At 40.1% G+C, this 21,214-nt stretch carries 19 protein-coding genes; 7 read left to right on the top strand and 12 right to left on the bottom strand.

What is annotated here, in order from left to right; all coding sequences use genetic code 11:
- Window positions 1-126: 126 nt before the first annotated feature.
- The 4 genes from B9A52_RS13645 to B9A52_RS13635 form a co-directional block, all read right to left on the bottom strand.
- A complete protein-coding gene (locus B9A52_RS13645; RefSeq protein WP_084120989.1) occupies window positions 127-1,842 on the bottom strand; it encodes a hypothetical protein in 1,716 nt (571 codons plus the stop codon).
- 118 nt (window positions 1,843-1,960) lie between these two features.
- A complete protein-coding gene (locus tag B9A52_RS25550; protein ID WP_157370051.1) occupies window positions 1,961-2,134 on the bottom strand; it encodes a hypothetical protein in 174 nt (57 codons plus the stop codon).
- A gap of 14 nt (window positions 2,135-2,148) precedes the next feature.
- On the bottom strand, window positions 2,149-3,321 hold the full coding sequence (locus tag B9A52_RS13640; RefSeq protein WP_084119152.1) for an IS91 family transposase: 1,173 nt from the start codon (window positions 3,319-3,321) through the stop codon (window positions 2,149-2,151).
- Window positions 3,321-4,130, bottom strand: a complete 810-nt coding sequence (locus B9A52_RS13635; protein ID WP_084119151.1) for a tyrosine-type recombinase/integrase — start codon at window positions 4,128-4,130, stop codon at window positions 3,321-3,323. The genes B9A52_RS13640 and B9A52_RS13635 overlap by 1 nt, the downstream gene beginning before the upstream one ends.
- Before the next feature lie 546 nt (window positions 4,131-4,676).
- Here B9A52_RS13635 and B9A52_RS13630 point away from each other — a divergent pair.
- Complete coding sequence (locus B9A52_RS13630) at window positions 4,677-5,156, top strand: hypothetical protein (RefSeq protein ID WP_084123518.1); 480 nt, start codon at window positions 4,677-4,679, stop codon at window positions 5,154-5,156.
- Between the two features lie 34 nt (window positions 5,157-5,190).
- Here B9A52_RS13630 and B9A52_RS13625 read toward each other — a convergent pair whose 3' ends face one another.
- Both B9A52_RS13625 and B9A52_RS13620 read right to left on the bottom strand, forming a co-directional pair.
- Complete coding sequence (locus tag B9A52_RS13625; protein ID WP_084120988.1) at window positions 5,191-5,406, bottom strand: hypothetical protein; 216 nt, start codon at window positions 5,404-5,406, stop codon at window positions 5,191-5,193.
- A gap of 502 nt (window positions 5,407-5,908) precedes the next feature.
- Window positions 5,909-6,658 carry a hypothetical protein gene (locus B9A52_RS13620; RefSeq protein WP_084120987.1) on the bottom strand — a complete coding sequence of 250 codons (750 nt, stop codon included), beginning with the start codon at window positions 6,656-6,658 and terminating at the stop codon, window positions 5,909-5,911.
- A gap of 369 nt (window positions 6,659-7,027) precedes the next feature.
- Between B9A52_RS13620 and B9A52_RS13615 the strand changes: the two genes are divergently transcribed.
- From B9A52_RS13615 to B9A52_RS13605, 3 genes are all read left to right on the top strand, one after another.
- Window positions 7,028-7,807: a PorV/PorQ family protein gene (locus B9A52_RS13615; RefSeq protein WP_157370332.1), complete on the top strand. Its 780-nt coding sequence runs from the start codon at window positions 7,028-7,030 to the stop codon at window positions 7,805-7,807.
- On the top strand, window positions 7,804-9,903 hold the full coding sequence (locus B9A52_RS13610; protein WP_084120985.1) for a helix-hairpin-helix domain-containing protein: 2,100 nt from the start codon (window positions 7,804-7,806) through the stop codon (window positions 9,901-9,903). Before B9A52_RS13615 ends, B9A52_RS13610 begins: the two co-directional genes overlap by 4 nt.
- Before the next feature lie 62 nt (window positions 9,904-9,965).
- A complete protein-coding gene (locus tag B9A52_RS13605; protein WP_084120984.1) occupies window positions 9,966-12,431 on the top strand; it encodes a zinc-dependent metalloprotease in 2,466 nt (821 codons plus the stop codon).
- A gap of 53 nt (window positions 12,432-12,484) precedes the next feature.
- On the opposite strand, the gene B9A52_RS13600 is transcribed toward B9A52_RS13605, so the two are convergent.
- On the bottom strand, window positions 12,485-12,616 hold the full coding sequence (locus tag B9A52_RS13600; protein ID WP_084120983.1) for a DUF2256 domain-containing protein: 132 nt from the start codon (window positions 12,614-12,616) through the stop codon (window positions 12,485-12,487).
- Between the two features lie 324 nt (window positions 12,617-12,940).
- The gene (locus B9A52_RS13595) at window positions 12,941-13,852 is read right to left on the bottom strand and encodes a DUF1684 domain-containing protein (RefSeq protein ID WP_084120982.1); all 912 of its coding nucleotides are present in this window, start codon (window positions 13,850-13,852) and stop codon (window positions 12,941-12,943) included.
- Window positions 13,853-13,977: 125 nt separating this feature from the next.
- Here B9A52_RS13595 and B9A52_RS13590 point away from each other — a divergent pair, with 125 nt between their 5' ends.
- Window positions 13,978-14,745 (top strand): 3-keto-disaccharide hydrolase, encoded by a 768-nt coding sequence (locus B9A52_RS13590; protein ID WP_084120981.1) that lies wholly within the window; start codon window positions 13,978-13,980, stop codon window positions 14,743-14,745.
- Between the two features lie 64 nt (window positions 14,746-14,809).
- Here B9A52_RS13590 and B9A52_RS13585 read toward each other — a convergent pair whose 3' ends face one another.
- Window positions 14,810-15,433: a DUF1566 domain-containing protein gene (locus tag B9A52_RS13585; protein WP_084120980.1), complete on the bottom strand. Its 624-nt coding sequence runs from the start codon at window positions 15,431-15,433 to the stop codon at window positions 14,810-14,812.
- 289 nt (window positions 15,434-15,722) lie between these two features.
- Complete coding sequence (locus B9A52_RS13580) at window positions 15,723-16,478, bottom strand: EcsC family protein (protein WP_084120979.1); 756 nt, start codon at window positions 16,476-16,478, stop codon at window positions 15,723-15,725.
- An 87-nt stretch (window positions 16,479-16,565) separates the two neighbouring features.
- Here B9A52_RS13580 and B9A52_RS13575 point away from each other — a divergent pair, with 87 nt between their 5' ends.
- Complete coding sequence (locus B9A52_RS13575) at window positions 16,566-18,743, top strand: penicillin acylase family protein (RefSeq protein WP_084120978.1); 2,178 nt, start codon at window positions 16,566-16,568, stop codon at window positions 18,741-18,743.
- 90 nt (window positions 18,744-18,833) lie between these two features.
- Here the strand turns inward: B9A52_RS13575 and B9A52_RS13570 are convergent, their stop codons facing one another.
- Together B9A52_RS13570 and B9A52_RS13565 are read right to left on the bottom strand one after the other, a co-directional pair.
- Entirely contained in the window at window positions 18,834-19,073 is a 240-nt protein-coding gene (locus tag B9A52_RS13570) for a hypothetical protein (RefSeq protein ID WP_157370156.1), read from the bottom strand.
- 22 nt (window positions 19,074-19,095) lie between these two features.
- Window positions 19,096-19,608 (bottom strand): zeta toxin family protein, encoded by a 513-nt coding sequence (locus tag B9A52_RS13565; protein WP_172805212.1) that lies wholly within the window; start codon window positions 19,606-19,608, stop codon window positions 19,096-19,098.
- Window positions 19,609-19,889: 281 nt separating this feature from the next.
- Here B9A52_RS13565 and B9A52_RS13560 point away from each other — a divergent pair, with 281 nt between their 5' ends.
- The gene (locus tag B9A52_RS13560; RefSeq protein ID WP_084120975.1) at window positions 19,890-21,092 is read left to right on the top strand and encodes a hypothetical protein; all 1,203 of its coding nucleotides are present in this window, start codon (window positions 19,890-19,892) and stop codon (window positions 21,090-21,092) included.
- Window positions 21,093-21,214: the final 122 nt, after the last annotated feature.

The raw sequence follows: 21,214 nt of genomic DNA, 5'->3' as shown, positions 1-21,214 counted from the left end.
CACACACGTTTCTCAGCTATACGCAGGCAGGGATTTTTAGCACGAAACTACCTACGAACACTGGACATCAAATTTACAAAAAACTGTCCTACGAAGCACGAAACCCCTGCTTGCGTATAGGTGATGTTAGGGCAAGTTTTTTATCCAAACTGTTGAATTTTTACTTACTCTTATATTTCCTTTTATTCCTATTTCTCCTTTACTAATTTCAGTTACAATTTTGTCATTTAACTTAATTTCAAGTATTGTAATTTTTCGGAATTTGTTATTTTTTTCAATATATAACGTATCCCCTGTTTTTAGAGTAGTTCCATTGATATTAATAATGAATACCTCGCCTTTTAGAAAAACTTCCTTAATGGAATCAACAATTTTAATGTCTTGTGGCTTGAATTCAAGTAAACCATAATTAAACATTACATTCCTCGCCTCTTTTTTTGATATAACCCCATTTTGTATGTCAAAATATAAGTTAAAAAGTGACCAAGTAGTTAGTAGTCCTCTTTCTTCATTTAATGAATCTTCTAATTGTTTTTTTGTGAATGGTGGGTTTTCTCTATTTTTTGCTGGAATATGTCTTTGATGGTTTACAATATAAAGCCCATATACATCAAACTTTCCTCGTTCCTTGGCTCTACGATATTTAATTTTAGATATTTGACTGCATTCAGCATCTTTGGAAGTTCCACCGATACCTTTTACCTCAATAACTAAAAGTCCATTGTCAGTTTCTATTTGTATATCCTCTTCCTTAATTCCTTCAGTTTGAGTGTCCATATCAACAATTTTTTCAAAACCTAACCATTCTAAAAATTGAATTACAGCAGAAACTAATTCATTTCCTGTTTCAGTTAGTATTTTGTGTAAGAAAGAATATTTATTATAATTAGATATTATTTCTATGTTTTTTGTTTCAATGGCATTTTTAAAATCTTGTTCAATTTTTTTCTTTTCTTCAAGTAGTCTTTCTTGATTTGGAAGAGCATATTCAATTTTTTCAGTCCATTTGTTTTGAGTTGAATAAGGAAAAATGTTTGGGTGCAAACTTGGGGCAATTGTTTCTAAAAAGTCCAATAAAAATAGAGAATTATCCTCTAATACAGGAAATATAAATACCCCTACTTTATCGGTTAAATAAATATAAGAGACTATTTCGTTATTAGAATTTTGGATTATTGGATAAAATCTTGGGTCAGGAACTTTTTCATCATTTTCCCATATTGTTGGATGAAAAAACGTGTTTTCATATGTAAAATCTTTATTGTATTTCTCTAAAAAAGATGTCAATTCGCCATTGTTTGTTATTACTACAGTTTCTTTACCAAACTTATTTTGCTGAAAATAAAAATTAGGAATAAATTCGTAAAAGTTAGCTACTTGACTTCCTTTCGAAATCGGTCTATCTCCATTTTCTTCTACTATTTTATATTCAATATCAACATTTTTGTTTTGAAACACTATTATTTGACATTCCTTTTTAAGAATCTCTCGAATTTCTCTTAAGAATGCGTGAGAAGAAAGTCCTCTGGGGTCAAATATTGTTTGAGGATATTTACATATTAAATATGAATTATTCTCTGTTTTATTTTTTCCCCTTTGGTTATCAGATTTTACATAATCAATAGTTTCTTCATTGGAAAAATCTACTATTACAATGTCGTATTCGTGAGCATTAGGTGGGAAATCGTTATTAAGCAAATGATATTTGAACCCATATTTTTCATTTTTAGTGTCAACTAATTTCCCTAAGCTTCCTTGGTACAAATTAAATCCTTTTTCAACAAGTAATGAGTTTGACTTGTCAGTTAAGTTTAATGTTAATATTTGTGGTTTTTCGTTCATTTTTCAAATTTGCCCTAACGTAAAGTGTTTTAGACGCAATCTAGCCAAAAAAATAGCCAAAATAAATTGGCGTTTCAAGATTGCGTCTAAAACATAGTTGGACTAAGCCGTGCTACACCTATGGGTATTTATCTGCTTTGCTTTGAAGGTTTTGTCTGGTTTTGGACCATTGTCCTGAAGTTTTGGACGGATTCCGCTTTTTTACCCGGAAATTTTGTTTGGGACCGGGCATACCTTTCCCTGTAACAGAACCTCTGTTTTGTTTTTCTTTCAGCTTTTCAAAGAACTTCATCCCTGCTTTTTCATTCAGGGACCATTTGCTTTTCCTTCGGGCGTGGCAAAGACCATCCTTCCGTTCTTGCAGCAGCTACACCTGAACATCTCTTCTCCGAAAATCTCCTCCATCACCTCGTAGGTGCTCAGCCCATGGTAAAATGACACCTCCCTTGTTATGTTCAACAGCCTGAAACATTCATTCATTTTGGTGTTGCTGTTGGCCGAGGCCAAGATGCCGTAATAGCGGATTTTGTAGAAGCCTGTTGGCAGTACATGTTGCATAAATCTTCTGACAAACTCGGAACAGGCAAGCAACATGGTTTTGGTTTTGTTGTCCCTGTAATCCTTCCACCTGAATTTTACGGTTTCACCATCTGTATCCAGAATACGGCTGTTGCTGATCGCTACCCTGTGGGTGTACCTGCCAAGGTAGCTGACCACCTGGCCCGCCCCCCTGAAGGTCTTCTTGATATAGACATTCCACATCTTTGCGTAAGATTCCCTTTTCAGACTATTGATATCGGCAAACAGCTCTTTTTGACCTTCGGGTATCCTGAGAAGGTTATCCTCCAGTGCTCCCAGAAGCCTTTCCATGAACAGTCCCCGGAACACAGCCGAAAGGGCCTTTACCGGAACGAAGAACTTTTTGCCGGCATACAGCCACTGCATCCCGTCACTGTCAAGCCCTCCTGCAGGAACCAGCATATGGATGTGGGGGTGGTAGTTCAGGGATTGGCCCCAAGTGTGGAGTACCGACAGACAGCCGCTTTCGACTCCCAGAAATGCCGGGTTCAGGGCAGTCTTCTTTACTGCTTTTGCGGAACATTCAAAGAGCAGGTTGTAACAGAACCTCTGGTTGATGTAGAACAATGGATTGAGAAACTCAGGAACCGTAAACACGGCGTGAAAGTACCTGACAGGCAGAAGCCTGCACTTTAGCTTTTCCACCCACAACTGCTGCTTGATGTACTGGCACTTCGGACAGTGACGGTTCCTGCAGCTGTTATAGCAGACTTTGACCGTACCGCAGGAGTCACAACAGAGACTGTGTGAGCCCATTTGTGATGTCCGGCAATGGAGGATGTCGTTAAAGGCCTTTCTCTGATCAGGGCACAGATGCTTCTGCGACAGGAAGACCTCCTTTTGGGAATCCAGGACTGTTGAGAGTTCGGCCCCACCATTCCTCTTGTTGACAGCATCCATCAAAGCTCATCCAGGGGACTTTTGATCAGGGCCGGATCCAGATTGCAGATATGCAGGTAGACCGTAGTGGTCTTAAGGGATCTGTGTCCCAGGAGTTCCTGGATTATCCTGACATTGGTCCCCTGCTCGAGCAGGTGCGTGGCGAAGGAATGCCGCAGGGTATGGAAAGAGGCATGCTTTGTTATTCCGGCACATTCCATGGCCTTTTTCAGAACAGACTGTGCGCTTTTTTCGCTGTATGGCTTTCCCGGCACCTGCCCTTCAAAGAGATAAGTAACCGGACGGTAGCTTTTGAAGTAATCCCGAAGCTGTACCAGTAACTTATGGGGCAGAAGGGTATACCTGTCCTTGTATCCCTTGCCTCCCCTCACTTTAAGCTGCATCCTGTCACTGTCTATATCGCCGGGCTTGAGACTGATCACCTCACCAAGCCTGAGCCCCGAGGCGTAGGTAAGGGCTATCAGGCAATAGTGCTTTCTGTTCCTGATACTCTTAAGGATAAGCGACACTTCTTCCTTTGAGAATACAACCGGAAGCAGCTTGGGACGTCTTGGCCGTTTGATCCTGATAGTATCCCAATCTCTTTCAAGCACGTCTTTGAAAAGTATTTTAAAGGCACTGATTGTCTGGTTGATGCTTGATACCGAAAGTCCGTCCAAACTGATCCTTTTAAAAAGGTAGTCCTTTAATTCGGGGATACTGATCAGATCCGGACTTTTTCCAAAATGAGCTGATACTACAGATACCAGGCTAAGATAGGTCTTGATGCTTCTGGGAGAATAATGTCTGTAGGACATCTCCTCATACATCCTCTGGCGCAAACTTTTTTTTCCATGATTAAATTAGTTAAAGATTGAACATGGAATAAATTTAATACATATTGTTAAAAATCAGGCCTTTATGATGGAATACAGAAAAACTACCGACGAAGGAGGTTTAGTTCAACGCCCTTATACTCGAAACAAAACTTCGTCTATTAACCTAGATTAGATTGAATAAGCGAAGTTTTTGTCCTTAAATTCTAACTAAAAATAAATAGATTCGGGTTTAGAACTTTCATTCCCTAAACCTACTAAATTCTCCCTCCACTAAAAATACCGTAAACAGGGTATTTTTACTATTTGGGTTGTGGAATATTTATAAAAAATGGGAGCATATTAATAATACTACAGGAGTACGCTTAATCCTCTACAGTCACAAGCCGATGAAAAAACCCGCTTTAAAGGCCTTGAAGCCTATTCCATTGAAATTATCCGTTTAAATTGGGCTTGGAAGAAGGCAAGGGATTCCAAGTTTCAACTAAAGTTTGTATTTTAGGTTTGTACATTATTTTTAACCTAAAAAAAACAAGTAAAATGGAAAATTCAATCTCGATTACCATTCCTCCTCAGGACCTGCAGGCTGTCAAAGACATGCTTGCGACTATTCAGGGTATTTTGGAACCCTACTTGATTGCATTGACTCCCGAAGACCGCCGAAGATTGCTCAAAATGGGTGACGGTTCAGAACCTTTTGTGGCCAAGGTCATGGATTATGCCGTCACCGACCCGCAGTTTCTTCCGCCCTTTGTACCCTTGGCAGAAATGAATAAAGACTGGGAAGCAGTCTCCGGCCTGCTGCCCATATTCCGCACAGTGCAGCAGCTGCAAAGCAACCTCAGCGATACAGTAATGCTGACAGGTTCGGAGGCATTTGAAGCTTCGCTGAGTTATTATAATTCCGTAAAAATGGCCGCCAGAATGAACGTCCCCAATGCCAAAACCATCTATGAAGACCTCAGCAAAAGATGGGAAGCACAGGGAAGGCGCAAAACCCAACCCGAAGCTGAACTCTAAAATCCCGGGCCTACAAGGCCCAATGAATAAATAATCAAAAGACCGGCCCGAAAGTGCCGGTCTTTTTTGTGGACAACGCATCCTTTTTACTATACAAATAAGCTACTTGAGTACCTTCAGAAGGTACTCCAATACCTTCTGAAGATACTGCTGTAGCTAAAAAGATAAGACCTGAAACCAAAAAGACTTCAGGGGAAATAAAAAAGAAATCAACTGTTATAAAATTCAATTCACCGGAAGACTTTTTCAAAACACATCAAATAAAAAAGACTTCACCTGAATCAAAAAAGATTTCAACTGTTTTAAAATTCATTTCACCGGAAGTCTTTTTTAAAACACATCAAACAAAAAAGACTTGAACTGAAACAAAAAAAGAAAACAACTGTTCTAAAATTTAAATCAACTGAAGTCTTTTTCAATACTGCTGAAACCAAAATGAAAACAAATCAAACCATTTTTAACTCCTAGCTATCAATTTTAGCTAAACCCTCCCGATTCTCAAGACAGCCGTTTCAGAGTCATACAAAAAATGTTTGAGTTAAGAAACGATCCCAGAGGGATCAAATATGGGTAGCCCCAGGTAAGGAACGCAACCTGGGGACAAAGATCAACAAATCGTCTCCGGTTTTTGGCCGAATCAATGGCAAAAGTGAATGAAGCTTTCCGCCAAAAACAGGGAAGAATTGATTGTAAGGTTGGGAAAACTTTACTCTCAGGAATGTTTGTGAAGACACAAACTTTGGCTTATAGATTCATTTTAAAAACCCATGTTTCATAAAATTCATCCAATTGATAATTCCGGGTATGATTTGACCAAGTTTTTTTAATTTGTTTCTTCTAAAATACAGCCTGTGGTAAAAATAGTGCTTTGCGGTTACCTTTTTCTTAATGTCAAAAGAAACAATGGGTATAGTCTGATTTGAAATTGCCTTATCAGGCCATTCTATACAGGTTATTTGATAGTTGTTTCTTAAAAAAAACTGACTCATTTCTATTTCTCCCTGTAGGACTATATCCATTCTTTCAGTTTTGGTGGATGCAGGAAAAGCCTCTCCCAGCATATCCATAAAATTCACCTTTGTCAAAAATGAGAATGTTTGTACATGAGGTATATCCAATCTAGAACTCCTTTTGGGATGGTCAAGGAAATTAATGGTACTGCCGCACAGGGCTATGGATTCAAATTTCTCAAATTGTTTGACAAATTGCCTGTACCAGTTTTCATGAAAAGGACCATAGCCACTTCTATTTTGAAACAGGATATAGTCGTCAGCATTGGCTGTTTCTTTTACTTTATGGAAGAGTGTTTGGAACGAACTGAAATCACGTCCGATATTGCTTTTAAAGTATATTTCCCGCAACTCTATGGAAGGATGGCCGTCAAAGATCTTCTTGACGGTTTTGACAAAAAACTGATCAAAAAAACCAATCTTCTTCACCTCACTGATGGCAATAAACAATACTATTTTAGGGAGTCCCGAATGACAGTTCTTAATCCGCATTAAGTTTTGAATGTCATAAAAATAGAGACGGGACTCATTTGCCGTTGCATAGCAATGATAATATTTTCGTACAATCGCTCCGTTCCTGACTTTCAATGCAATCTTTGTAAGTTTAGTCTGACGAAAGTAAAAAAAAAACCTTAAAATCTATCCGCAAAAGTTCTGTCCTGCTTTAGCCGGACGATTACAGAAGACCTCTATTCTCTTCCAAAGGCTTTAGCCGAAATTAAACGGATAATATCGGTCTCCGACTTTTTTCTGAAAAACAGCTTTTTTAAATTTAATCTATTGGCTTTTTGTCGGATCATTTTTTTTATACCCATGGGAAGACTTGTTTTTATTTGCCTTTTATGCGCTGTTCTGTCGAAGATGGAAGCTATAGCCCAATCCGGTCAGGAAGCCCAACCCCGGGGTGCAAGAAGTATGGGATTAGGAAATGCCCATACCACTTTGGGTGATGTTTGGAGTGTTTTTAACAATATCGGGGCTTTGAGCCGTATTTCTTCCTCCCAGGTCACTTTTGCTTATGACCATAGGATGAATCTGAACGAGTTGACCACGCTTTCAGCTGGTGCTGTATTAAAGGGGGAGAATTCAGCATTTGGATTGGGAGTCTCCAGTTTTGGCTCAGAACTTTTTTCCCAAAAACAAATCGGGATTGGTTTTTCAAATCAGTTGGGCATCACCAGCCTGGGCATCAAAGTCAGCTATTTTCAGACCAGTATTGAGGGATTTGGACGAGGTGCCAGCCCCCTGATTGAATTCGGCGGAGTGGCTGAACTTACTCCTGAATTGTTTTTCGGCGCGCATGTGTACAACGTCACCAGGTCAAAATACGGAAACAACAGCCTGGAGAGATTGCCAACGGTGGTAAAAGCCGGGATTTCCTATCGCCCCTCCGAAAAGGTCATGGTGAATATTGAAGCCGAAAAAGATATTCTCCTGGATCCACTGATCAAAACAGGAGTTGAATACAACCTCTTGGACAGATTCTGGGCCAGGGCCGGAATGAATACCAATCCGGGAAAACTGTTTTTTGGTATAGGATTCAAGCCACGTAAATTCCACATTGATTATGCCATGACCCAGCATCCTGCCTTGGGTTTCACACATCATTTTTCCTTCAATTACCTTTTTTCTGAAAAATGAGGTATTTGTTTACCATAACGGTATTGATGCTTTTTTTCTGCCTCGACAGTTCGGCGCAGACTTATAGAAAAGGAGAAATCAATATCGAAAACTTTGTAGAAGATTTGTTTGGCATTCAGCGCACCGATGAAGATTATGAGGATTTGTATGAAAGTCTGCTGCAGGTATTTTTAAATCCCATCAACCTGAACAAAACCAATCCTGAGGAATTGCAGTCCATCTATATTTTGAAGCCGATTCAGATCAACAGTTTTTTCGAGTATCAGCAAAGTTTCGGCAAACTGATTTCCTTATATGAATTGCAGGCTATTCCCGAATTTGATCTGGAGACTATCTATCAACTCTTGCCCTTTGTGGTTTTGGATGACAGTGAAAAAATCCATGGGCCGCTTTCGGAAAGGATCCTGGAATCGCGGGATGCCTATTTTATTTTTAGACACAGCAGGGTTTGGGAAACAAGAAGAGGCTTCACCCCGCCCGATACCCTGAGTAATGGCCGGTTGAGCAGTCGTTACCTTGGTGATGCCAACAACTTGTATGGGAGATTCCGGGTGCAGCATACCCGGGATTTCAGCTTTGGATTTACCATCGACAAAGACCCCGGGGAACAGTTTGTTTGGGACAGCAATACCAAACGCTATGGTTTCAACTTTTTCTCCTACCATGCCACACTTTATAACCAAGGGAAATGGAAAGCAATTTCGATAGGGGATTTTCAAATGCAATTTGGCCAGGGTTTGGTGTACGGGGCTGGATTTGCAGTAGGAAAAGGAGCTGAAACCATCACCACTATCCGCAGAAGTTCCATAGGCATCAGACCCTACACAGCGGCACTGGAATTTGGGTTTTTCAGGGGCATCTCTACCACCTACCAAGCAGGGCTGGTAAACATTACCTTGATGGCCTCCAATGCCCCAAGAGACGGGAATGTAAGTATTCAGTTGGACACGCTTGAAAGAGAGGAAGCCATCATCACCTCCCTTCAAAGCAACGGACTGCACCGAACCCCAACAGAAATTGCCAACAAAAGCCGGATCCGGGAAAGTAACCTGGGCGGAAACATCCACTACAACAGTCCCAATAAAAGTCTTCAAATCGGGATCAATTCCCTATTTAGCAGGTTTGGACAATCCTTTATTCGAAATCCCCAGATCTACAACCAATTTGAATTTTATGGACAAGAGAACCATGTGCACAGCCTCTACTTTGCTTACAGCTATCAGAATTACTTTTTCTTCGGCGAATCTGCTGTTTCAAAAAGCGGGGGCAAGGGAAATATTCTGGGAATGATGAGTTCCTTACATCCCAAACTCGGTTTTTCTGTGCTTTGGAGGAGATTTGATAGGAACTTCCACAGTTTTTATGGAAATGCCTTTTCAGAAGGTACAAGGCCTATCAATGAGCACGGGCTTTATTTTGGTCTGAACTTCAAACCCAATCAAAAATATACCTGGTCATTTTACTATGACTATTTCAGATTTCCCTGGCTACGGTACAGGATATATGCCCCTTCATCGGGACATGAATGGTTGACCCGCTTTACCTATTCCCCGTCCCGAAATCTGTTGCTTTTTGTACAGCTCAGAGAGGAATCCAAAGCAAGGAATATCAGTGAATATCCTTCTTTTCAATCTTCGTATCTGCTTAGCCAAGGGAAAAAATGGAATTATGTATTCAATCTGGATTACGGCATTGACAAGCATTGGAGCATCAAATCCCGGGTCATGGCAAGTTCATTTGATTTCAATGAAAGCAGAACAAAAGGATTTGTAATCAGTCAGGATGTCAATGTGGATTTTCAAAAATGGCGCATTTCCACGCGTGTGGCATTGTTTGATACCGATAATTGGGACAACAGGCAATTTATCTACGAAAGGAATGTACTTTGGCTGTTTTCCATTCCTGCCCTGAGTGGTCAGGGGATGCGGTATTATATTTTGGGACAATATAGATTAAGTCCAAAACTGAGCATTTGGGCCCGTTTTTCCAGAACCATTTACACCGATCGTGAAATCATCGGTACAGGTCTCCAACGGATCAACGGATTCAGGCAGACAGAAACGGTTTTCCAGATGAGATATCAATTCAACAGATAATTTCCATTATCGGTAGCACCTTGTTAAACCTTTTTTTTAACTTCGAAACAAAACCACCTATCATGAAAAAAACAATACTGTTGATCTTTTGTCTTGGACTTTATTCCATTAACCCGACTTTTTCCCAGAGCATTGATAAAAGTAAGCTGTCCAAAAAAGAAGGGTTTATTACATTTTACACCGATGAAGACAAGGGGAAGATTTATCTGGAAATCGATAAGCTGGACCAGGAATTCCTTTATGTCACTTCTATGCCGGCTGGTATAGGTTCCAATGACATTGGACTCGATCGGGGTCAGTTGGGCAGAACCAGAATCGTGGAGTTCAGAAAAGCCAGCAATAAATTATTATTGGTCCACAAAAATTATGATTTCAGGGCTTACAGTGACAATCCTGCTGAGGTCAAATCGGTTCGGGATGCCTTTGCGGAATCTGTGCTTTGGGGTTTTGAAATCAGTAATACAGAGGACGGAAAGCACCTGATAGATGCCACTTCTTTCTATATGCAGGATGCTTATATGGTAGCAGAAACACTTACAAGATCAAAACAGGGCAGCTATAAGCCTGAGCCGAGTAGAAGTGCCATGCATTATCCCATGACCAAAAACTTTCCCAAAAATACAGAAGTGGAAGCTATAATCACGCTGACTGGTTCACCAACCGGGGGATATATCAGATCGGTTACACCTTCACCCGAGTCAGTAACGGTAAGACAAAGGCATTCATTTATTGAGCTTCCTGATGATGGGTACCAACCCAGGGAGTTTGACCCTAGGGCAGGATATTTCCAAATCAACTATATGGATTTCACTTCTCCAATTGGAGATCCTATGGAGAAAATGTTTATTTCCCGGCACAGACTGGAAAAGAAAGATCCTACAGCAGCTGTTTCTGAACCCGTCAAACCCATCGTGTATTACCTTGACAGAGGAACCCCTGAACCTGTACGGTCCGCATTGCTGGAAGGTGGAAACTGGTGGGCGGAAGCATTTGAAGCCGCTGGATTCAAGAACGCCTACCGTGTAGAGTTGGCTCCGGAAGACATGGACCCCATGGATGTGAGATACAATGTCATCCAATGGGTTCACCGTTCTACAAGAGGTTGGTCATATGGTTCCTCAATAAGAGATCCGAGAACAGGCGAAATCCTCAAAGGTCATGTATCCTTGGGTTCCCTGAGAGTGCGTCAGGATTATCTGATTGCCCAGGGTTTATTGCAGCCTTTTGAGGATGGCAAACCAAAAAATCCCAAGATGCTTGAAATGGCTTTGGCCAGACTGAGACAGCTTTCTGCCCATGAAATAGGCCACACCATAGGTTTGGCCCATGCATATGCCTCCTCTCCAACCAATCGTGCCTCTGTAATGGATTATCCGTATCCCCTGATCCAAATGGATGCAGCAGGAAATATTGACCTCAGTAATGCCTATGACAATAAAATCGGTGAATGGGACAAATGGGCGATCAGATATGGCTATGAGACAGTTCCAGAGGGCAAAACTGAGCAGGAGCTTTTAAAAAAGCTACTTGAAGATACCTATGCTGCGGGGCATACATTTATTTCAGATACAGATTCCAGACATCCAAGCGGTAGCCATCCAACTTCCCATCTTTGGGACAATGGCGAATCCGCTTCAGCTGAATTGATGCGGATGTTGGAGATGCGGTCCAAAAAACTGGAGACTTTCGGATTGAACGCCATTGAAGAGAATCAACCGGAGGCCTTGATGGAAGAAGTTCTTGTTCCGCTGTTTTTGATGCACCGGTACCAAATTGAAGCTACCAGTAAGCTTTTGGGAGGATTGGATTACACCTACAAAATAAAAGGTGATAATCAAAAAGTCCAATCCAGGTTGGAAGCTTCCAAACAAAACGGCGCCTTGGATGCGCTCCTGTATACATTACAACCTGACCAATTGGCTGTCCCTGATCAAATTATTGATAGGCTTCCGCCCCGCCCCATGGGTTATTCCCGAAACAGGGAAACTTTCCCTTCCAGAAACGGATTGAATTTTGATCCTTTGGCACCAGGAGAAAATATTGTTGACATGACTTTTGAGTTTATGTTTGAAGCCGGCAGGGCAAACCGCTTGCACCAACAAAAGTTATTTGACAGTTCATTACCTTCTTTCACAGAGGTTTTGGACAAAACAATCCAACAGGTTTTTGGGCATAATTTTGACGGGACCTATCAGGGAGAAATCAACCTGATGGTGCAAAACAAGTTGACTGACCACTTGATCAACCTCGCCAATAACCCACGAGCCACTGCGACTGTCAAAGCCATCAGCAGAAATAAACTCAGGGAAATCGCTTATCTGTATTGGAACAAAGATTCTAAAACCAAAACTGATGCTTCCAAAACTTTGACGTCAAAAGCAATCAATGAAGATTTCAACAGATTTCTTGCAGATAAAATCAACAACTTCCTAAATCAAAAAGAAGAGTTCAGTATCCCGGCCGAATTGGCCATTCCCGATGGCGCACCCATCGGCACTACTGATCTGACATGCGATTTTGAATATTGATAAATTGCTGACAGGCCCTATCGAAATGAATTTCTATAGGGCCTGTCAGCAATTTATTTCTTTACACCAGAACATTTTTTGGAGCAGTATTTAACATTTTCCCAATTCTTTTCCCACTTTTTTCTCCAAGCGAAAGGACGATTACAAACAGGGCATATTTTGGTTGGGAGATGCTCTTTTTTCATTTTCGATTATTTTTTTGAATTCACTCGAAGGTAAATTATTGGAAGGTACGAGGGATCTCCGGAGGTGCAATTAGACGTTTGAATTACATAAGGCATATAACCCTTTTGGTCAAAATAACCCTTTTCCTGATCCTCAAGAGACCCTGATCCCGATAGCTATCGGGATCAGGGTGACGGCTACTCCGATTTATGTCATTGGTACTCAGGTTAAGGTTGTTCTCGCATCTTAGTACTTTGTACATTGTACTTGGTACTTCCTTCCCACACCTTAATTTCAACAAAAACCAAACTCATCCTTCCTAATTTATCCTTCATCCTTTAATTTCAGTGTTCCCCATAGTTCTTCTCCCCAGCTGTAATAGCCAAATCAAGGATATTCTGTCTGGGAGGTAAAGGGCAGGTTGCGTGAGGCGTAAATACGCAGGGGGGATTGTAGGCTTTGTTAAAATCCAATATGGTGGTTCCATTAGGCTCGGGTTTTTTGACATAGATGTACCTTCCTCCGCCGTAAGTATCTCCCCCACTCGTCTCATCTGCAAAAATCAAATACAACTCATCCCCTTCGTCCAAAGCGTCAATCTGATAACTCTTCCCATCTTTTTGAAACTCCACATAACCCGGACAGGGATTCTGACTTGTCTGACCCAATACATTGGTAATGGCTATCTCCTTAACAGGTTCGTAAGGAATAAATCTTGCCTCAAACCTCCAGTCCAAAGAAACCGGATATCTTTCAATTCCTTCAAATTGTGTCACCGCTTCCACCTCCAAATCCCTGACCCGAACACCATAGGCATCCATTCTTTTGATGATATTCCATCTGAGGCTTTTATAGGAAAGTTTCGCGGTCACTTTATTTTCGTAATCAAAAATCAGGGTTTTCCCTTCAATGGTATTATCCCCAATTTTAACACCTTCAGTTATGGGGATAAAAAAAACCTTCCCCTCTTCAAGTTCAAAAGTCCCCAAAGAAAGCGGAAAAGACTCTGATTCAAGTTGTAAATCTGCATTCGGATCTGAATCGAATGAATTCTCCCCTTCTTCCAGCCAATATAAACCAATCAAATTGAGCCATCCTTCTTCTGCTTTTAGGGAGGCTACCCTTTTAGCATACCAATCTTCTACATCAGCCTGATGCTCATCACTGGTAAACTCGACGGATTTTTCGGGATTTTGGCAAAAACAGAGCGCTAATAAGATCGGCAAAAAGAATGCTATTGATTTTGCTTTTTTCATAAACAGAGCCTTTGGTATTAAAAAGCAAGATAAAGATCTTTTGTTTATAATTTTAAAGAATGAATCAATCAACATATCTGAAAAATCCTGACTAAATTGATGAATCAAACCCAAAATTAAAAAACATGAACAATTCATTAAAATCATTATTGACCATTATCCTATTGGCAATTCCTTTCATTTCGTTTTCCCAAGTTGGTGTGGGTACCAAAAAACTCAAAGAGGCAAAAATGCTTTTTGATGGAAGCAGAAAAATGCTGGATAATAATTGGACTTATTGGGAAGGTCCTAGATTCAAAGCCCAACTTCCTATCAAATGGCAAATAGTAAAAGATCCTGTCGATAAGGGTAACGCTATGAACAGCAACGATCCTGCCGCTGCAGGCGGTCTTTATGGAGCTGCGGATATTGTAACCAAAGAAGAATTTAGAGATTTCAGGTTACACGTTGAGTTTTTGGTCCAGAAAGAAGGGGGAAACTCGGGTGTTTATCTTCAAAACAGGTATGAAATTCAGATCCTGGACGGGGATTATGGACTTCACGGAATGGCTGCAATTATCAATGAACACCTGCCATTGGAAGAGGCGTATAATGGCGTGGGGAAATGGAATGCTTATGACATCCTGTTTAAGGCAGCCCGATTTGAAGGCGGAAAATTGACTGAAAAAGCACGCGTTACAATTTATTTTAATGGAAAAAAAATCCATGAAGACAAGTCAATCCAGCAGGTTTGGGGTGGCCCAAATTCGGGACAGGATGGTGGAAATGATGGCGGTAAAGGAATCACCGATCGTCCGGGAGGTATCAAACTGCAGGCTGAAGGGCATGATGTCCTTTATCGCAATATCTGGATTCAGGCTTTGGACTTGGGCAGCAAAGGAACTGATTTTTGATAAAACAAAAAGAGGGTCAAAAAACTAAGTTTCTTGACCCTCTTCAAATTTAGGTTAGTTGAATTTAAAAAAATCTGATTACCCTAACTCTTCTTACTTCACTTTTTGGTTTGGAAAGTTGCTCTCCCGTGATGAATGACATGACACAGGCATTTGTGGCATTTGACTCACATGAACTCCAATATTCAACCGTGGAAAATCCACCGATTCTATCTCTGTTTTGGTACAGATAATCCATTTCTTTCAAACTTGGCATAAACCAATCATTGAAACCTCCATTTTCAAAATTGATGGTTAGTCTTGCTGCGACTGTTCCATCATTTTCAGGATGGCATTGTGTTGGATTATTGTAATAATCAGGCAACGCATCATGAAAAGCCAATACCAATTCAGTATTTTTCCTACCTGCACCGACCTCTGTAGATGTGCCTGTGACTGAGCTGCCCTGACATCCCCATTGGGATTCAAAAACCTGCTCAACCGGGGCAATGATAATACCATGTGTCTCTCCGTCAACAAATCCTTCTTCACCAGGTTGGAAAATATGACCGACCACTCCACCTTGAAAAGGCTCTCCAACTACTACCTCTGTTGGATCTTCTTCTTTGATACAACCTGAGAGAAACAGGCTGAACCCTGCCAAAAGAAGTAATACTAATAATGCTGATAATTTGGATGAATTAAACATAAGCGACAATAATTATAAATTGAATAACGTTTTTTTATATGCAAAAATAATCATTATAATAGATAAAACATTGTTTTTACAGATTATTTTCATTCCCGATTCATTAACGGGATTTTAAATTCCAAGTTTTCTATTCTTTTCATTCCGTGTGATATTTAATTTGGGTGAGTAAATTTTAAAAAAACACAGATGACTTCTGAATAAAGCCTAAATACAAAAGTAACAATAAATCAATTGGTTTTTATAATTTCTGCATGGAAAATAAAAAATCAAGGCATCCTAAATTAAATTAGTATGAAATATTTTCACCAAAATACCTAATTCTAAAACAAAAAATTGCAGTTTCCCCAAGTTTGTTCGCCAATTGATAATTGGCTATAGCCCCGACTCCCGCACCTATAATCGGAATGAGTTGGGCAAGTTTTGCAAGGTCCATATAATCCCGATATTCCAATTGAAAATCCCTCCAGTCAAATTCCTCCGCTGCTTTGGGAATAGAACTTACAAACTCTCCCCAATTTTCAATTATTCCAATGGTGGATTGCCGGGTGGATTGACTTGAAAATGTCAACTTAAAAATGTAGAGCAGAAATAACCTTTCTTCAAACTTCTTGACATCATATCCATATGCTGCTGCTATCTCAAAGAGCATTTTCATCTTAATGGTCAGAAAAGCAGGAAAATCTACCATGCCCATCAGGATTCCCCCTGCGCCTGTTATGGCCCCTTCAGCCGAAGCAGTATTTTGATAAAACTTGATGATTTTTTTTACTTTATACTCTCTTTCTTCAAACCGTTTGGCTTGAAGAGGTTGGGGGGTTATATACTTTGTACCAAATAAAACCCCTTTGACCATTTTTTCAATTGCATAAGTAATGGCTTTGTGTACTTTCTCCGGAATCAGATTATTAATACCCCTTTGGGTACTTTTTGTCAGTTTATTTAACAAAGAAGGTTTTTTCTTTATTTTCACCAACCATCCACTGAGTTCAGCATAGGCTATTTGTTCATATAAATCCTGCTCAATAGGTCTTAAACGTGTCATTTTTTCTGATTGCTTTTAAAACTGTATATTTTCATTGGTTGTATTGACAATTTATTATTTTTAGCCCCGGAATAAAAACCCCAAGATATGCTAAATAGAATATTTCTTTTCTTCATTTTCATCAGTCTTACTTTTTCAAATTTTGCTCAATCAGACCTTTCAAAATGGGAAAACAGAGCCCAAAATTCAGAGATTGTAAGAGACCATTGGGGTGTCCCACATATATACGGAAAATCAGACGCTGATGCTGTCTTTGGGATGATTTATGCACAATGCGAGGATGATTTTAACCGGGTGGAAATGAATTACATTACGGCTATGGGTAGAAAGGCAGAAGTAGAAGGGGCAAAGGAAATATATGCAGACCTCAGAATGAAGCTCTATATTGACGAGGAGGTGGTGAAAAAAGAATACCAAAACTCCCCTCAATGGCTCAAAGACCTGATGAATGCCTGGGCAGATGGAATCAATTATTTTCTCTATACCCATCCTGAAGTAAAACCCAAACTCCTTACCAGATTTGAACCTTGGATGGCGCTGACATTCAGTGAGGGGAGCATTGGCGGTGATATCGAAAGCATTTCGGTCAATCAATTGAAAGCATTTTATGACAAAGACTTTTATGCCCATCTTATTTATGCTGAAAGGGATTGGGAGGAAGAACCAAGGGGTTCAAACGGTTTTGCGATTGCACCTAAATTATCCAAATCGGGAAATGCCCTTCTGATGATCAACCCACATACATCTTTCTATTTTAGACCGGAAGTTCATATGGTCAGTGAGGAAGGTTTGAATGCATACGGCGCGGTAACTTGGGGACAGTTTTTCATCTACCAAGGATTCAATGAATACAACGGCTGGATGCATACTTCTGCCAAAGCAGATGCCATAGACCATTATGCCCTGACTGTTGAAAAAAGGAAAGGAAAATACCATTACAAATTCGGGAAAGAATGGAGACCACTTATTGAGAAAAAAATCATAGTTCCATATAAAGAGGGGAATGAAATGCAAAGCAGGGAATTCACTGCTTTCTATAGCCATCATGGACCTGTCATTAGAGAGGAAAATGGGAAGTGGGTTGCCATCGCATTGATGGTAGAGCGGGAAAAAGCCCTGACCCAGTCCTATAATCGGACTAAAACAAAAAATCATGCGGAGTTCAAAGCCAATATGGAACTGAAAACCAATTCCTCCAACAGCACGGTCTATGCTGATCGTGATGGCAATATTGTGTACTATCATGGGAATTTTATTCCGGTAAGAGATCCACAATTTGATTGGAGGAATGTGGTGGATGGAAGTAATCCTGCTACTGAATGGAAAGGATTGCATGAAATTGAAGAAATGATCTATATCGAGAATCCGGAGAATGGCTGGATACAGCACTGTAATTCAACCCCATTTACTGCTGCTGGACCATTCAGTCCTAAAAGCGTAGATTATCCACCCTATATCGCTTGGGATCTGGAAAATGCAAGAGGAGTAAATGCCGTCAGGATTCTTTCCGACAAAAAAGACCTTACATTGGAATCCCTGATCTCGGAAGTTGCCTATGAACCAACTTTGATGGCCTTTGATCCCATGATTCCTGCATTGGAAAAAGCTTACCAAAGCCTTTCTGAAGATGATCCAAGAAAACCGAAATTGAAAGAACCTATGGCTGCGCTTTCTTCTTGGGATTTAAAAACAGGAGTCAATTCAGTGGGCACATCCTTGGCCGTTTTCTGGGGAAATCAATTGATTGCTACAGGGAGGGAACTGGATAGGCCTTGGGATGCCTATATTTTTGACTTTTTGGCCGAAAATACCACTGATGAAATGAAAGTATCAGCCCTGGAAAAAGCCATTGACAAACTTGTAGAAGACTTTGGAACCTGGAACACCCCTTGGGGCGAAATCAACCGCTTCCAAAGGGTTACCAACGAAATTCAGGGCATATTCTATGATGAGTTGCCAAGTTTGCCTGTAGGATATAATTCCTCTCTTTGGGGTTCCTTGGCGGCTTATGGCAGTCGGGCCTACCCCAATACCAAAAAATGGTACGGGAATGTCGGGAATAGCTTTGTCGCTGCAGTAGAATTTGGAGAGAAAGTCAGGGCAAAATCACTCTTGGCCGGTGGACAAAGTGGCAATCCCTTTTCCCCCCACTTTGTAGATCAGGCAGAAAACTACAGTAAAGGAGTTTTCAAGGATGTCAGTTATTATAGGGAAGATGTGCTGGAGAATGCCAGGAGGATTTATAGGCCGGGTTCCACTAACTAAACAACAGATTTCTGCTAATAATCCCATTATTAACTGGACCAAAAAATATCCAAAAAAATAATTTTAAAAACTGAGCCTTATTGAAAGTAACTATTCTTTAACCTTCTTAATATATTCCGTGTAATAAGACCAAGGATCTTGAGGGTTCTTATTTTTATATTCCAGATAAAATTTTCTTTCATCAGGCCACATCAATAACATTCTTCTTTCTTCTTCTGTCATTTCAGTGATCTTTTTCGCTGCTGTCAATGATCTAGCTTCCATTAACAATCTTTCTATTTTTTCCATCATTGATTTTAAATCATTTATTGCTGGCATAGAAGATTCCATATTGGAAACTTTGTCTGAAATTTCAGGCAATGACTTTTTTAAAAGTTCTTTTATCTCTGAATTTATGTCCTTTTGCAATGGTCTCGAGTTCATCTCTTTTTATAATAATGGGTCTAAATTTTTTAAGCTTTCCCTCAAACTTAGTATGTTCGAAATTAAAGATTTTGACCTGGTTTTGAAAATGTATTCTTATAAGTTTTTCTCTGTTATTCAAGCTTTTTGCAACTTTTACATAATGTGAAATCGGAACGTATCGTCCAAACAAAAACCCTCTATTTAAATTACTCTCAAACGCTCTTTTGGGTTCGCAACTATATATAAATATTTCAACAAGATACCCAAGTTGCATCGATTTTCTGATATAACCCAACAGCTTATCCTCATCATTAATAGTACCATCAAAAATTATTTCATTTTGCACAAAAGTTCTCAAATGAGATGATTTTCCTGTTGCTGGTAATCCTCCAGCAAAAATAACTTTGGAAACAATCCCAATATTTCGCCTTAAAATTTCCTGAAAAATGTCTTCCGTCAATAATTTACACACATTCTGAAATTCTGAAACATTGGTTCTATCATACCCTATTGGAGTAAACAAGTCTCTGACAGCATCCGGATCAATTATTTGGGGAAAGGCATTAAGATATTTATCAACCAATTTACTTTTGTTTTCCAAATAAAAATCTATTTGCTTTTTAGAAATTTCAAATTTTGGCATAAATCAAATATAAATAACTCATCTCATATTTATATCTATTCTAAAAAACTTTAAATCTTTTGACTTTATATTTATATTCGCCTTAAAATGAAATCACTATGAACCACAATTTTTCAACAGCCACACTGACAGAAACTTCCTATACCAAAACGGAAACTAAAGTCAAATCAATTCCTACTTATATCTATGCTTCCGTATTTGCATCTCTTTGCATCGCTGTCGGGTTACTTTGGGATATTTCCTGGCATATGAGTGTGGGAAGGGATGGCCTGTTTTCCCCGCCCCATATTGCCATATATCTCGGTGCGGTAATCGCAGGAGTGTTTTCAGGAGTAAAAGTATTGAAAACAAGCTTTTGGGGTTCGAAAGAGGAAAAAGCCCAAAACATCAAATTCTGGGGCATTTTTCATGGTTCCCTTGGCGCCATGTTCTGCGTTTGGGGAGCATTTGCCATGCTGACCTCAGCACCTTTTGATGATTGGTGGCATGGTACTTATGGTTTGGATGTAAAAATACTATCACCGCCGCATGCCTTGTTGGGATTGGGAATGATCATGATTCAATTTGGAGCGATGATTTCAGTTATCTCAGTTCAGAACAAATTGGAAGGAAAAGCAGATCCACGCACCAAAAAACACTTGGAATGGATGTACGCCCTTTCATCCGGTTTTTTACTGGCGATGGTTTATGTGCTGGTTTCGGAATATTTCTTTGTGAACAGACTTCATGGAGCTTTGGCCTATCAGGTAGCTGCACTGATATTCCCCATTTTCATGGTGTCAGTAGCCTATGCAGCACCCTATAAATGGGCTGCTACAAAAATGGCTTTAGCTTATACCTTCATTATGGCTGTTATGGTCTGGATTTTACCTTTATTTCCCGCTGAACCTAGATTAAGCCCGGTTTATAACTATATCACCAGATTCCAGCCCTATCATTTCCCCATGCTGTTAATCGTTCCGGCAATTGCCCTAGATGTACTTATGGCCAAGTACAGGAATATCAATAAATGGTTGTTTGCAGCATTGATATCCATTGCTTTTGTAGCCACTTTTGTCCCTGCCCAATGGTATTTTGCGGAGTTCCTCAATACCGAAGCGGCAAGAGGCTGGTTTTTTGGAAGATTTTCATGGCCATATTCTGCACCACCTGAATTTCAGTATCGCTTTGCTTTTCATCCCAGGTTTATCGATACGGGCTGGGCATTGATAAGCGGGCTTTTGATCGCTGCAGGTATCGGAATCCTCACTTCAAGATTGGGGCTTTCGTGGGGAAATTGGATGAAGCAGGTGAAAAGGTGATTTGGGTTTTGACTTTCTTGCCAATTTCCATTGAAAAATTTTCAAACTTGTCCGAAGTCCGATGACCGATGACCGATGTAACGCCTATTCAAACATCGGGCCGCATAATGTATTCAATTTTA

The sequence above is a fragment of the Aquiflexum balticum DSM 16537 genome, from assembly GCF_900176595.1.
Classification (GTDB): domain Bacteria; phylum Bacteroidota; class Bacteroidia; order Cytophagales; family Cyclobacteriaceae; genus Aquiflexum; species Aquiflexum balticum.
Note: the sequence above shows the minus strand (reverse complement) of the source record. Positions and strands in the feature narration are given on the sequence as shown.

Bases quoted from the DNA above. Each gene is read 5' to 3' on its own strand.
- B9A52_RS13600 (WP_084120983.1), bottom strand. From the start codon at position 12,616: ATGAAAAAAGAGCATCTCCCAACCAAAATATGCCCTGTTTGTAATCGT.
- B9A52_RS25550 (WP_157370051.1), bottom strand. From the start codon at position 2,134: ATGAAGTTCTTTGAAAAGCTGAAAGAAAAACAAAACAGAGGTTCTGTT.
- B9A52_RS13605 (WP_084120984.1), top strand. From the start codon at position 9,966: ATGAAAAAAACAATACTGTTGATCTTTTGTCTTGGACTTTATTCCATT.
- B9A52_RS13620 (WP_084120987.1), bottom strand. From the start codon at position 6,658: ATGCGGATTAAGAACTGTCATTCGGGACTCCCTAAAATAGTATTGTTT.
- B9A52_RS13585 (WP_084120980.1), bottom strand. From the start codon at position 15,433: ATGTTTAATTCATCCAAATTATCAGCATTATTAGTATTACTTCTTTTG.
- B9A52_RS13580 (WP_084120979.1), bottom strand. From the start codon at position 16,478: ATGACACGTTTAAGACCTATTGAGCAGGATTTATATGAACAAATAGCC.
- B9A52_RS13560 (WP_084120975.1), top strand. From the start codon at position 19,890: ATGAACCACAATTTTTCAACAGCCACACTGACAGAAACTTCCTATACC.
- B9A52_RS13615 (WP_157370332.1), top strand. From the start codon at position 7,028: ATGGAAGCTATAGCCCAATCCGGTCAGGAAGCCCAACCCCGGGGTGCA.
- B9A52_RS13635 (WP_084119151.1), bottom strand. From the start codon at position 4,130: ATGTATGAGGAGATGTCCTACAGACATTATTCTCCCAGAAGCATCAAG.
- B9A52_RS13645 (WP_084120989.1), bottom strand. From the start codon at position 1,842: ATGAACGAAAAACCACAAATATTAACATTAAACTTAACTGACAAGTCA.
- B9A52_RS13640 (WP_084119152.1), bottom strand. From the start codon at position 3,321: ATGGATGCTGTCAACAAGAGGAATGGTGGGGCCGAACTCTCAACAGTC.
- B9A52_RS13590 (WP_084120981.1), top strand. From the start codon at position 13,978: ATGAACAATTCATTAAAATCATTATTGACCATTATCCTATTGGCAATT.
- B9A52_RS13610 (WP_084120985.1), top strand. From the start codon at position 7,804: ATGAGGTATTTGTTTACCATAACGGTATTGATGCTTTTTTTCTGCCTC.
- B9A52_RS13570 (WP_157370156.1), bottom strand. From the start codon at position 19,073: ATGGAATCTTCTATGCCAGCAATAAATGATTTAAAATCAATGATGGAA.
- B9A52_RS13575 (WP_084120978.1), top strand. From the start codon at position 16,566: ATGCTAAATAGAATATTTCTTTTCTTCATTTTCATCAGTCTTACTTTT.
- B9A52_RS13595 (WP_084120982.1), bottom strand. From the start codon at position 13,852: ATGAAAAAAGCAAAATCAATAGCATTCTTTTTGCCGATCTTATTAGCG.
- B9A52_RS13630 (WP_084123518.1), top strand. From the start codon at position 4,677: ATGGAAAATTCAATCTCGATTACCATTCCTCCTCAGGACCTGCAGGCT.